At 63.6% G+C, this 11,069-nt stretch carries 12 protein-coding genes; 2 read left to right on the forward strand and 10 right to left on the reverse strand.

The annotated features are described in order from the left end of the window. The first annotated feature begins 295 nt into the window (after positions 1-295). The gene (locus Q0G75_RS05770) at positions 296-1,228 is read left to right on the forward strand and encodes an MBL fold metallo-hydrolase (protein ID WP_294415920.1); all 933 of its coding nucleotides are present in this window, start codon (positions 296-298) and stop codon (positions 1,226-1,228) included. Between the two features lie 315 nt (positions 1,229-1,543). On the opposite strand, the gene Q0G75_RS05775 is transcribed toward Q0G75_RS05770, so the two are convergent. The 8 genes from Q0G75_RS05775 to Q0G75_RS05810 all read right to left on the reverse strand — a co-directional run bounded on the left by Q0G75_RS05775 (position 1,544) and on the right by Q0G75_RS05810 (position 9,708). After that, complete coding sequence (locus Q0G75_RS05775; protein WP_294415919.1) at positions 1,544-2,194, reverse strand: molecular chaperone; 651 nt, start codon at positions 2,192-2,194, stop codon at positions 1,544-1,546. An 88-nt stretch (positions 2,195-2,282) separates the two neighbouring features. Next, positions 2,283-3,443 (reverse strand): NrfD/PsrC family molybdoenzyme membrane anchor subunit, encoded by a 1,161-nt coding sequence (gene nrfD / locus Q0G75_RS05780; protein WP_294415917.1) that lies wholly within the window; start codon positions 3,441-3,443, stop codon positions 2,283-2,285. Between the two features lie 12 nt (positions 3,444-3,455). After that, positions 3,456-4,082, reverse strand: coding sequence for a 4Fe-4S dicluster domain-containing protein (locus Q0G75_RS05785; RefSeq protein WP_294415915.1), 627 nt, complete (start codon positions 4,080-4,082; stop codon positions 3,456-3,458). Between the two features lie 10 nt (positions 4,083-4,092). Next, positions 4,093-6,492: a molybdopterin-dependent oxidoreductase gene (locus Q0G75_RS05790; protein WP_294415913.1), complete on the reverse strand. Its 2,400-nt coding sequence runs from the start codon at positions 6,490-6,492 to the stop codon at positions 4,093-4,095. 317 nt (positions 6,493-6,809) lie between these two features. Beyond that, positions 6,810-7,757: a slipin family protein gene (locus Q0G75_RS05795; protein WP_294415911.1), complete on the reverse strand. Its 948-nt coding sequence runs from the start codon at positions 7,755-7,757 to the stop codon at positions 6,810-6,812. Then, positions 7,754-8,194 (reverse strand): GntR family transcriptional regulator, encoded by a 441-nt coding sequence (locus Q0G75_RS05800; RefSeq protein WP_294415909.1) that lies wholly within the window; start codon positions 8,192-8,194, stop codon positions 7,754-7,756. Before Q0G75_RS05800 ends, Q0G75_RS05795 begins: the two co-directional genes overlap by 4 nt. A 126-nt stretch (positions 8,195-8,320) precedes the next feature. Continuing rightward, positions 8,321-9,187, reverse strand: coding sequence for an NrfD/PsrC family molybdoenzyme membrane anchor subunit (gene nrfD, locus Q0G75_RS05805; RefSeq protein WP_294415907.1), 867 nt, complete (start codon positions 9,185-9,187; stop codon positions 8,321-8,323). 209 nt (positions 9,188-9,396) lie between these two features. Continuing rightward, positions 9,397-9,708, reverse strand: a complete 312-nt coding sequence (locus tag Q0G75_RS05810) for a hypothetical protein (protein ID WP_276668179.1) — start codon at positions 9,706-9,708, stop codon at positions 9,397-9,399. 165 nt (positions 9,709-9,873) lie between these two features. Here Q0G75_RS05810 and Q0G75_RS05815 point away from each other — a divergent pair, with 165 nt between their 5' ends. Further along, positions 9,874-10,083, forward strand: coding sequence for a hypothetical protein (locus Q0G75_RS05815; protein WP_281625252.1), 210 nt, complete (start codon positions 9,874-9,876; stop codon positions 10,081-10,083). A gap of 69 nt (positions 10,084-10,152) precedes the next feature. On the opposite strand, the gene Q0G75_RS05820 is transcribed toward Q0G75_RS05815, so the two are convergent. Both Q0G75_RS05820 and Q0G75_RS05825 read right to left on the reverse strand, forming a co-directional pair. Further along, the gene (locus tag Q0G75_RS05820; protein WP_294415903.1) at positions 10,153-10,494 is read right to left on the reverse strand and encodes a cupin domain-containing protein; all 342 of its coding nucleotides are present in this window, start codon (positions 10,492-10,494) and stop codon (positions 10,153-10,155) included. Between the two features lie 130 nt (positions 10,495-10,624). Then, complete coding sequence (locus Q0G75_RS05825; protein ID WP_294415902.1) at positions 10,625-10,960, reverse strand: cupin domain-containing protein; 336 nt, start codon at positions 10,958-10,960, stop codon at positions 10,625-10,627. Positions 10,961-11,069: the final 109 nt, after the last annotated feature.

Below are 11,069 nucleotides of genomic sequence, written 5' to 3' on the forward strand. Positions count from 1 at the left end.
CGTTTGACCTGGTTTTCAAGCCCCGTCCGGTTATCCGGGCGGGGCTTGTTTGCGCATGCGGGCGCGAACGCGAACAGGGGACGGAGGTGTGTTCGCGATACGTTGCCGAAAGCGCGAGGATCGACCTTGAACGCACCTCCGTCCCCCTGTTCACGCAGAGCCGGCCTTCCCTCCCGCGTTCTCAAGCGGACACGCAAGGGGATTGCCTGCCCTTTACAGGTGATGCCAACGTGCCCCGCAGGATGCTGCTAGTATGGGGAACGTTTTGATTGGACGGAAGCTCGGGAGGTTCGGGATGCTCGCATTGCACGTATTGGCCAGCGGAAGCTCGGGGAACGCCGCGGTGATCGAGAACACCGCCACCGGCGCCGGGGTGCTGATCGACTGCGGCATCTGCAAGCGCGATTTCCTCAACCGCTGCGACGAGGCCGGCTTCGATCCCGGCCGCATCCAAGCTATGTTCGTGACGCACGAGCACGGCGACCACGTAAAGGGCCTCGGCGTGGTGCTGCGCGGGCTGGCGAAGATCGGCAACGTGCCGCCGGTGTTCGCGGCGGGCGCGTGCACGGCGAACAGCAGCGCACTGGCGAAGGTGGCCGAGGCGTTCGACGTCCGCGAGCTGGCGGCAGCTTGCACCCTGGCGGGCGGCCAAGGTATCGCGAACTCCGAGTTCGAGGACGCCACCCCGCATGCGGCGGTTGCCCCCGCCGGGCAGGGTTTGACGGCGCGCGCTGCAGGCCCCGGCGCCATCGAGGCCGCGGGGATGCGCATCATCCCTTTCGCCACCAGCCATGATGCCGCCGCGTCGTTCGGCTTCCGCATCGAGGACGCCGCCGACGGCGACGCGGTGGGCTACCTGACGGACTCCGGCATCGTCACGGCGCAGGCGCACACGGCGCTGCGCGACGTGCGCATCCTGGCGCTCGAGAGCAACCACGACCCGAAGATGCTGGCCGCCGGGCCCTACCCGTACGTCATCAAGCAGCGCATCGCGTCGAACAGCGGGCACCTTTCCAATGGGCAGGCCGCCGCCGAGCTCGGCACGCTGGTGGCCGAATCGCGCACCGCGGGCCTGCGCCTGCCGCAAACGGTAGTGGCCATGCACGTGTCGCAGAACAACAACGACTACGGCCTTGCCAGGCGCACGCTCGAGGCGGCGCTCGGCGAAGCCGGCTGCCACGCGGAAACCCTCTGCGGCTACCAAGCCCGCCTCACCACCGCCCGCTAACAGCCGCCAACGCCTCGGACACTTTGAGGACGAAGCGTTAACTGTCCGGATTCCTCGGATGCGGAATGTCGAAACCAAGCGTTGACCGAGGGCACTTCGCACCTGCTCGATTCGGACACCTAGTGCTACGTCCCCGAAGTGTCATCGTGACCCAGCCGCCTCCGTGCAGCAACGCAAGCCGCTGCCGCGCCTCACCACCGCCCGCTAAAACGCAAAAAGGCGATGCGCCCCGAAGAGCGCACCGCCTAACCGGCAGTTTCCGGCTTCACGCGCCGCAAGCCCATGGAACGGGAACACCCGCCGCAGGTCGATCGATCACGCCTGCCGCTTCAGCAACGCCAGCGCAACATCGAGCAGGCGAACGAAGTAGCCCTCCGGCTGCGACGCCGCCACCTTCTCGCGAAGACGGGGCACCCAGACAAGCGGATGCTCGCGGATAAACGACGCGATCTCCTCCGCATCCGGCGCGGCCGCATCGCAGGCGGCGGCGCCGGAGGGCTTTTCCGATGCCCGGCGGCAAAGCTCGGACAGGTACAGCAACTCGATGCCCACATGGTCCTCGTACTGGTTGTTCTCGTTGCACAGCTCCAGGCCGAGGGCGCGCAAGCGCTCCCGCATGGCGAACGTCGCCTCGCCGAAGCCGACATGCGAATCAACGGGGCCGTTGGCGGACTCCCAAGGTGCGGCCGCCGGCTTCGGAGGGCCGACGAACAGCTTCGTGAACTCGACGGACACGCGCTGCACCACCTCGGAGCGGACGACGTCGGCAGACGCGCGCTCGGCCCAAGATGCCAACGACTCGGCCGAATCGGCCAGCGCGCCATCGAGCAGGCCGCCCAGTTCGCGCCAGAACGCCGGATCTAGGCCGACCGATTCCGTACGGCTCATAGGAGACAGCAGGCTATTGCCCAAAAACGCATACAGCTGGGATGCGACCATCCATTCCTCGCACGTCATCGAACGCATTTTCCGTCCTTTCAAACCAAACGACCCGTTACGCCATCAAGAAGCGCCGCCCGCGGCGCCCCGGTATGGGGCGCCGCGCAACATGGCCTTACGCCTTCGCAACCAGCTTCTTCGACAGAAGCGCGATGCCCAGGATGCAGAAGCTCACCACCGCCGCCACCACGGCGAACTCGACCGGCTGGGGCATGTACGACCCGGCAAGCGCCCACATGTCGAACCCATCGGCACCGCGTGCCGCGGTCGACCCGGACGAGATGCCCGGCGCGCCGTACACGTTCGTGACCGTGAAGCTGGTGAACAGCAGCCACACGCGCTTGCAGAACACGCCGCACATCACCAGGGCGCTGGCAGCGACCACCACGCCCGTGCACTCGCGGCGCTTAGCGGACGCCAGCAGCACGAACGGGATCAGCAGGCCGCCCAGGATCTCGAACCAGAAAAACGGTGCGGTCGCGCCCGAAGTCATGATGCCGAGCACATGGGATGCGCCCTCGGTCCCCGGGTACGCCGTGGTCAGAAGCTCACAACCGATGAAGAACGCATCCACCGCGATGAACGTGGCGAGCAGACGCGCCAGGTTCGCGAACAGCTCGCGACCGCAATCGAACACGCCGGCCTTGCGCACCGCCGCCAGGACCACCATCAGAAGCGCCAAGCCCGAGTCGCAGGCGGACGCCACGAAGATGGGGGCCATGATGGCCGAATACCAGCCCTCCTTGGCGATCTCCAGGCCGAAGATCCACGCCGTCACGCTGTGCACCAGGATGGCGACCGGCAGCGCCACATACGACAGCATCTTCACCTTGCGCTCATCGCCGCGACGCAGCCAGATGATGTCCAGCACGTTGATGACCAGGTACGTCGTGATGACGCACATGTCCCATGCCAGCGGGCTGGTGAAGTTCAAATGGATGAACATGTTCCAGATGCGCTGGATGCCGCCCAGGTCGATCAGGATGAACGCGCCTGCGCACAGGATGCACACCGTGGAGGTGATGACCGCGGGCATGGACACGCGCTTGAACGACTCGATGCCGAACACGTGCGCCGAGCTGGCCACGATCAGGCCGCCGGCGGACAGGCCGACGAAGAACATGAAGCACGTGATGTACAGGCCCCACGACACGCCGTTGGACATGCCCGTCACGCACAGGCCCTGCGTCAGCTGGAACACGTAGGCGCAGAAGCCGATCACCATGATCGCCGCCAGAACGCCGACGCCGATCTTAGACTGAGCCGAAAGTTTCATAACGGCACCCCTTTACTCGTCGAAGTAGAAGACTTGGGGCTTCGTGCCCTTCTCTTCCAGCAGAATATGCACGTCCTTGCCCTTCGCAGCGCGCAGCTGCGCCAGCTCCGAGTTCGGGTCGTCCAGATCGCCGAACACGCGGGCGTGCGTCGGGCAGCACACCACGCACATCGGCTCCTCGCCGGCATCGGTGCGCTCCTTGCACAGCGTGCACTTCTCCATCACGCCGCGGGTGCGCACGGGCACGCGCGCGTCGCCCCAGTTGAAATCGCCGTCGCGCTGGGGGTCTTCCCAGTTGAACACGCGGGCATTAAAGGGGCAGGCGGCCATGCACATGCGGCAGCCGATGCAGCGGTCGTAGTCGATCTCCACGCGGCCCTGGTCGTCTTTGTACGTGGCGCCGGTCGGGCACACCTTCAGGCAAGCCGGGTTCTCGCAGTGTTGGCACGCCAGGGGCACATAGGTGCGCGTCAAGTTGGGATACTCGCCCACGGCGCCGTCGATGGCGTCGCAGCCCTCGGTGATCACACGGTTCCACAGCATGCCGTCGGGCACGTTGTTCTGCATTTTGCAAGCGTTCGCGCAGGTGTGACAGCCGATGCAGCGATCAAGGTTGATACCGATTGCAAGTTTCGTCATGGCATATCACCTACGCTTTCTTCACTTCGACAAGAGTGTCGTTGTACGGGATGGGCGCGCCGGTGGGCAGGTACTCATCGCGCGGGTTCACGTGGTCGTTCGTGACGTTTTGCGTGTTCCCCTCCTCGATGTACTTGCTCCAGCCCGCTTCCCAGGTGCGGCAGGAGCCGGGACGCACGGCGTTGTTCGCGCGCGCCACGCACTTGAACGAGCCGCGGTCGTTGAACGCCTCCACCACGTCCCCATCGGCGATGCCGCGCGAGGCCATGTCGGCCGGGTTCAGCTCCAGCGTGGGCTTGGCGAACTGCTGCACCCACTTCGCCGCCTTGAAGTGCGAGTGGTTGGAGAAGCGGGTGCGCGTCTGCGTGAACTGCAGCGGGTACTTCTCCGCCAGCGGGTTGCCGGCGTACGCCTCGTTGTTCTCCTCCCAATTCGGCCATGCCTGCTCGCAAGGCTTCCAGGCCTCGTAGTACGGCTCCATGCGCGTGGAGGGCGTTTCGAACTTCAGGTCGGTGTAGGCGCGGCGGGGCTCGTCGACATCGGCCATCTTCATGCTGCCGTGGTTCTTCTCCAGCTCGGCCAGCGTGATGCCCTGCTCGGCAAGGTCCTCGGAGTGCTCGATCTGGTAGCGCACCAGATCCTCCGCGGTCTTGGGCAGATACTCGCCCACGCCCATCTCCTCAGCGATCAGGCGCATGACGTCGAAGTCGGGCTTGCTCTCGAACAGCGGGTCGATGCACTTCGTCTGCAGGTTCACATGGTTGTAGTCGCTGCGCACGATGGAATGCTCGACGGTGTCCTCGAACTTGCTGCACACCGGCAACACGATGTCGGCGTACTTCACCGTATCCTCGTAGTACATGCCGATATGCACGATGAAGTCCAGCGAGTCGATCCACTCGCGCGTCTTGTTCATGTTCGCCCAGTACTGCTGGAACGTGTTGCCCAGCGAGATGATCACATGCACGCCGCCGTCGCGATCGGGGAAGCGGTCGGCGCGAACGTCCAGCTCAGCGGGCTTGAACTGCTCGGGAAGCTCCCATTCGCCCAGCGAGACGCTGTAGCCGGCGCCGCCGATGCCGTGGCCGATGCCGCAGCCGGGCTTGCCGATGTTGCCCGTGAGCGACACGAGCACCATGCCGGCATGGCCGATGATGTCGGGGTTGGAGTACTTATCGGAGCCGCCCTGGCCGAACGCCAGGTACGCCGGGCCGCTCGTGGCGTACTTGCGCGCCACCTCGGCGATCGTCTCGGCGCTTGCGCCGCAAACGCCCTCGGCCCACTCGCACGTGTACGGACGCTGGTTGCGCTTGAGGCTTTCGAGCACGGTGATGGCCTTCTTGCCGTCAACGTCGAACGAGCCCTCGAGCGCAGCGGTGGCAACGGCCTCGGCGTACGGGACCGCCGCGCCCTTGGCAGCGTCCCACACCATGAAATCGCCGGGATCGACCGGCTCGCCGGTCTCCTCGTCGGTTCCCCAAGCCGCGCCCGTGCGCAGCAGCTTGCCCGTGGCCTCGTCCATGAGGAACGGGAACGACGTATGCTCGCGCATGTAAGCTTCGTTATAGAGCTTGTTGTCCAGGATGTAGCTGACCATGCCCAGGTAGAACGCCGCGTCGGTGCCCGGGATCACGGGGATCCACTTGCTGGCCTTGCCGGCCGTGGTGGAGAAGTGCGGGTCGAGCACGATGATCTCGCAGCCGGCCTTCTTCGCGTCCAGGAACGTGTTGGACTGCATCATGGAGCTTTCCAGCAGGTTGGTGCCGGAGATCACGAGCGTCTTGGTGTTCACCCAGTCGCGCGTCTCGTTCGTGCCGCCGCCGAACACGTCGCCGCCGATGGCAGGCGCGGAGCCGTTGCCCGTGCCGCGGTCGATGCCGGGCTCGACGCCGGTGGCGCAGCCCAGAAGCGCAGGCAGGAAGCTAAAGCGCGGCTCATTGGAAGCGGACATGTACACGGACTGCTTGCCGTACTTGTCCCAGGCCTTCCTCAGCTCGTCGCCCACCGTCTTGATGGCCTCGTCCCAACTGATCACCTCGAACGAACCCTCACCGCGTGCGCCGACGCGGCGCATGGGCGACTGCAGGCGCTCATCGCTGTAGACGTGCTGGATCTCGGAAATGCCCTTCACGCATACGTGGCGGTAGTACGGATCGACCGTGTCGTTGGGCTGGATCATGGCCAAGCGGCCGTCGCGCACCGTGCATTTGAGCGAGCAACGCCCCGTGCACATGAACTGATGCAGCGTGTATACGGTCTTCTCGTCGGCAGCCTGCTGCGTGGCGGCGCCCAGCCAGGCGCCGCAGCCGGTCATGGAACCGGCGGCAGCCAAGCCCGTCGCTCCCGCAACGCCGACCTTGAGAAAATCCCTACGGGTCAAACCGCGGCTTGCGCTTTGCGTTCCCGTCATCTCTCCTCCTCGGTTATCTTTCCGAAAGCATCGACCCCGTACCGCGCGCCCCCGCCCGTTTGCAACCGCGCGAAAGAAACGGCCCGAGATCAAGCTCCCCCATTCGTGCATACCATGGATGGCCAACCTCTCGAGCCGTATATTACACTTATGTTGAACTAGTTCAATAGTTCAATGGTTATATTTTGCAAAGAATATTTTCTACCTGCGGAAACGTTTGCTTGTTACCTGCTGCAGCATGTGATTTCCCGACTTGTTTGCCTTTTGAGCCCATCGAATCGACAGCTGCAGCAATGCAAACCCGAAGCATTTCCCGGCTACTTCGCCATATCCTTGCCCAGGTCGACGAAGCCGTCGGCCAAGCTGCTGGGCGCCAGGAGGACGCCCTTGCCGTCGCGGGCGCTTTCATAGGAAAGGTTCATGGCGCGCAGCTGCATGGCGCCCGGCTCCTCGTTGTACACGCGTGCCGCCTCCACGTACATCTCCGAGATTTCGCGCTCGACGTCTGCCAGCAGCACGCGGGCGTCGCGCTCGCGCTCGGCCTGGGCCTCTCGCGCCAACGAGTCCTGCAGCTCCTTCGGGATCTTGATGTTGCGGATCTCCACGGAGATGACGCTGATGCCCCACTCCTCGCACTTTTCGGCCATGAACTCCTGCAGCTCGTGATCGAGCTGGCGACGGCGGACGGAAAGCTCGGCGAGCGTTACCTGGCCGATGGCGTCGCGCACCGCCGTCTGCGCCGCGCGGCGCACGGCCTGCGGGAAGTTCGCCACCTCGAGGCACGCCTTCTCGGAGTCGTAGACCATCCAGAACAAGATGGCGTCAACGTCGACGCTGACCAGGTCGGACGTCAGCGCCTGCTCGGCATAGAACGCCGTGGTGATGGTTCTGCGGTCGATATGCATCGCCACGGAGTCCACGAACGGCACGACCACGTACACGCCCGGGCCCGCGATCTTGCGGAACCTGCCGAAGCGCAGCAGCGCCACGTGCTCCCATTGCGCCGCCACGCGCAGCGTCGACGCGAGCAAAAGCCCCGCCGCGGCCGACCCGAGCACCGTGAACACGCTCAGCCACGGCAGCAAAAGGACGAAGACGACGGCAAAACCCACCGCGAACATAAGCAGGGCGAAGCTGTACACGCCCACGCGGCTTGCATCCTTTTCGGTGATGATGTTGTCGGGCGACTCGTGCGACACGTTGGCGAACGCGGCGTCGCTTTGGTTGTTTCCACGATGGGCGCGCTGCGGTCCGAACCTTCTCATACGAACATCCCTCCTGCCCGCTTCGCCACCGCCTCGGCGGCATCCGCCTCGGACAGCCCCAGCTCCTTGCATTGCTCCAAGAACTTGTCGATCAGCATATCCACCGCAGCCTTCGCATCCTGCGCCTCATAGCCGCTCGAGTTGATCTCGGCCACGAACGTGCCCTTGCCGCGGCGCGTGATGACGTAGCCGTCCTTCTCGATGTCACGATACACCTTGCTGACCGTGTTGTAGTTCACCTTCAGCGACGAGGACAGGTCGCGCACCGTCGGCAGCTTCATGCCGGGCGGGAACGTGCCGGACACCACCAGGTACACCAGCCTGTTGCGCAGCTGCATCCAAATGGGGATGCCGCTTTCCTCATCGATGGTGATGAGGTTTTTATCGGCGACTAACGCGGATTCGCCGGTTTGCCTTGTGTTGGAGATCGCCGTCATGGCCTGCCCCGTTCCATATCGATACGTTTCGCCAAGGCGCTTACGAGCCGTGTAGGCCCTGCATCCTGCTTTCGCACGGATCTGAAGCGCCTTGCGCAAGCGCGTAGTTTACCTAATGAACTATCATTATGTCACAATCAGCGAAACGGCGGCGTGCGAAGCCGCAAGCACCACGCAATATCGCAGGCATAGGCCGCCCGCCAACGTCGATGCCGCGCTTATCGGCCGCAGGGCCGGCACAGGCGCCACGCGCGCGAGTAGGCCCGCAAATACCGGGACGGCGAACCCGCACAGCATCAGCCCGCCCCAGAACACCCCGGCAAGCTGCCCCGAAAACAGCAGCTCGCACGACTGTTTCGCCGCGCCGCCCGCCAACCACCGCGACGCAAAAAACGCGACGAGCGCGACAAGCTCCGCCGCGCGCAGCAAACGGGTGCCGGCGTCGAGCGCTGAGGACCCTCGCGCAGACCCCGAGAGGATGAAAACGGAGAAGGAGATGAAGGCGCAGCCGCAGCTTACGGCCGACACGACGAACAGCGCGACCAGAAGCCAGGTATTCCAAAACTCGACGGCCGCCATCGACGACAGCAGCACGCCGGTGTAGCCCATCACGCCGACGGCCGCCGCAGCGCCGGCGATCTCGAGGCCGCGGAACAGATACGGCGCGTCTATCTTCGCGGCGATCATGGCCGATACCGCCAACGAAAGAGCCAAGCCCAGCATGATCAGCCATGCGCCCATCGACACGATGGAGCGCAGCGGGTTCTCGAACAGGTACCATATATCGAAGGGGTTCCCCAAGTCGCAGAACAGCATGAGCGCCGCCAGCGCCAAAAGCCCGAAAGCGCCGAACATGCCGCATCGCGCGCAAAGCGGCACGCGGCGCGCATCCCAGCCGATGTTCTCGCGGACATCGATCATCGCGGCGCACAGGAAAGCGCCTCCGGCGGTGCCGGCGAGAAACAAATACCAGATAGCGAAATCGCTGAACACGCGTACCCCTTCCCTTACCACGCCGCAGTATACCCAACCAACAGCGCAGCAGGCAAAAACCGAGGGATCCGAGGTTGCTGCCCATATATCCGGACACCTCGGGGACGTAGCGTTAACCGCCCAAAACCTTTCGTGCCGCATGCCGGGGCGGCAAGGTCGACGCCTAACATTTCGAGGACATAGCACTAGGTGTCCGAAACGGGAAACCGCTACCTCGCATCCTCCCAGGGATGGGAAGTTAGATGCCAGCCGCCGCAATAGGGGCACTCGTAGATCTGCAGGCCGCGTTTGCCCTGCTTCTGGCACCAGGCAAGGTTTTCCTGCGCCTCTGCCAGCGTGGCGTAACGATTCTTCGATTCGCATGCCTTATATCGCTGGGCGCTGTCGCGCTCCTCCGCAAGGTGAGCATGGCGCGAATCTTCCCGCGCGAACACGTCGTCGAGCGCATCGAAACCGCCCAGCTGTGCGTTGAACTGCGCTTTCTCCTTCGCCCAAGAAGAGCGATTCTTCTTCGAGGCCATAGTCTCCCCCCTCAAAACAAATCACCTCACCATATACCAAGCTGCGCCGTTTTTCTCAAACAGCTTCCGATACTGCGAAACCGGTCATCGAACGGTTGGCGGCCATGCGCCGCGGCAAGCTATTTCGGACTCATTTTCTTCACCGATGTCGCCAAGTCCGACCCGGTGCTCGCCACGCTGCTGGCCTTCGTCACCTTCGCGGCGAGCTTCCTGGCCCGCCCGTTCGGCAGCCTGCTGCTCGGCGGACAGAACGACGCCCTGGTCATGAACTTCGGCATCCAGACGCTTGGCTGGTACCTGGGCGCGATGGCCGTAATCGCCCTGGTCGCGCTCGTGTTCTTCCGCGAAAGCAAGGACGTGGACTTCGAGCAATAGCAATCCCGAGCGCACCCAACTTAAGCCCGAGAGCGCGGGCAAGCTTCAAGCAGGTCTGTCCCGCTTTTGCTATTCTGCGGGCTTCACCACCGTAAGCTGCATTTTGAACGGGGTAACGCCGCGCACGCTGTGCGGGCTTCCCGAGGTCATGACGATAGATTGACCTGCGGAAAGCTGATGCGGCACGTCGTTGACGGTGATTTCGCCCGTGCCCTCGAGCACCGTGATGAGCGCGTCGCCCGACGCTGCATGGCTTGACATGCCCTCGTCGGCGTCAATGGCGAACACCGTCATTTTGCAACCCGGCGTCTGCGACAACGTAAGGCTGTTCACGCGTCCCGGTTCGATTTCAACCAGGTCCTTCAAGGCGAAAATGCTTGCATGATCCACGTTTTTAATGAGTTCTGCCATGGGATTTCCTTTCTTGCTGCGTCATCGTGACACGCCGTTGACCTGCCACGATGCCTGTGTTTCTCACTACCTCTATCCTTCCGGTCACCGATATAAACCGGCTTAAGGATGAGCCAGCTCCAGCAAACGCTTACTCGTGCGCATTCAGCTGCAGCAGCTTGAAACCTTCGTTGCCCGCGTCTTCCACGGCATGCTCAACATGCGCGGGGACACGCAACACCTGACCGGCCTTAAGCACAATGCGGCTTTCCGGCAGCACAACGCACGCCGTGCCTTCCACCAGGTAATACAGCACATCGCCGAAGTATTCTTCCTCGCTCACGCTTTCACCCGGTGCAAACGCCAGCAGCGTAAGGTCGAACCCAGCATTGCGCGTAAGCGCCATACTCGACACCTGACCTGGGCGAATATCGATCATCTGAGCCAGCGACGTTGCGGCATCGGTTGGTAAGTTGCGAAGCGGCATAAAAGCCTCCGTTCGTTCGTGGCCTTAAGGGTTGCGCTGCCTCGATTGCGAATATAAGCGAATCTTGCTTGTCAATGCCATCATGTAGCGAAAATGGCAACTCGGCGCC

Origin of the sequence: uncultured Senegalimassilia sp., from assembly GCF_934636665.1 — a bacterium.
Classification (GTDB): domain Bacteria; phylum Actinomycetota; class Coriobacteriia; order Coriobacteriales; family Eggerthellaceae; genus Senegalimassilia.

Bases quoted from the DNA above. Each gene is read 5' to 3' on its own strand.
- Q0G75_RS05795 (WP_294415911.1), bottom strand. From the start codon at position 7,757: ATGAGAAGGTTCGGACCGCAGCGCGCCCATCGTGGAAACAACCAAAGC.
- nrfD (WP_294415917.1), bottom strand. From the start codon at position 3,443: ATGAAACTTTCGGCTCAGTCTAAGATCGGCGTCGGCGTTCTGGCGGCG.
- Q0G75_RS05820 (WP_294415903.1), bottom strand. From the start codon at position 10,494: ATGGCAGAACTCATTAAAAACGTGGATCATGCAAGCATTTTCGCCTTG.
- Q0G75_RS05810 (WP_276668179.1), bottom strand. From the start codon at position 9,708: ATGGCCTCGAAGAAGAATCGCTCTTCTTGGGCGAAGGAGAAAGCGCAG.
- Q0G75_RS05785 (WP_294415915.1), bottom strand. From the start codon at position 4,082: ATGACGAAACTTGCAATCGGTATCAACCTTGATCGCTGCATCGGCTGT.
- Q0G75_RS05770 (WP_294415920.1), top strand. From the start codon at position 296: ATGCTCGCATTGCACGTATTGGCCAGCGGAAGCTCGGGGAACGCCGCG.
- Q0G75_RS05790 (WP_294415913.1), bottom strand. From the start codon at position 6,492: ATGACGGGAACGCAAAGCGCAAGCCGCGGTTTGACCCGTAGGGATTTT.
- Q0G75_RS05800 (WP_294415909.1), bottom strand. From the start codon at position 8,194: ATGACGGCGATCTCCAACACAAGGCAAACCGGCGAATCCGCGTTAGTC.
- Q0G75_RS05825 (WP_294415902.1), bottom strand. From the start codon at position 10,960: ATGCCGCTTCGCAACTTACCAACCGATGCCGCAACGTCGCTGGCTCAG.
- Q0G75_RS05775 (WP_294415919.1), bottom strand. From the start codon at position 2,194: ATGCGTTCGATGACGTGCGAGGAATGGATGGTCGCATCCCAGCTGTAT.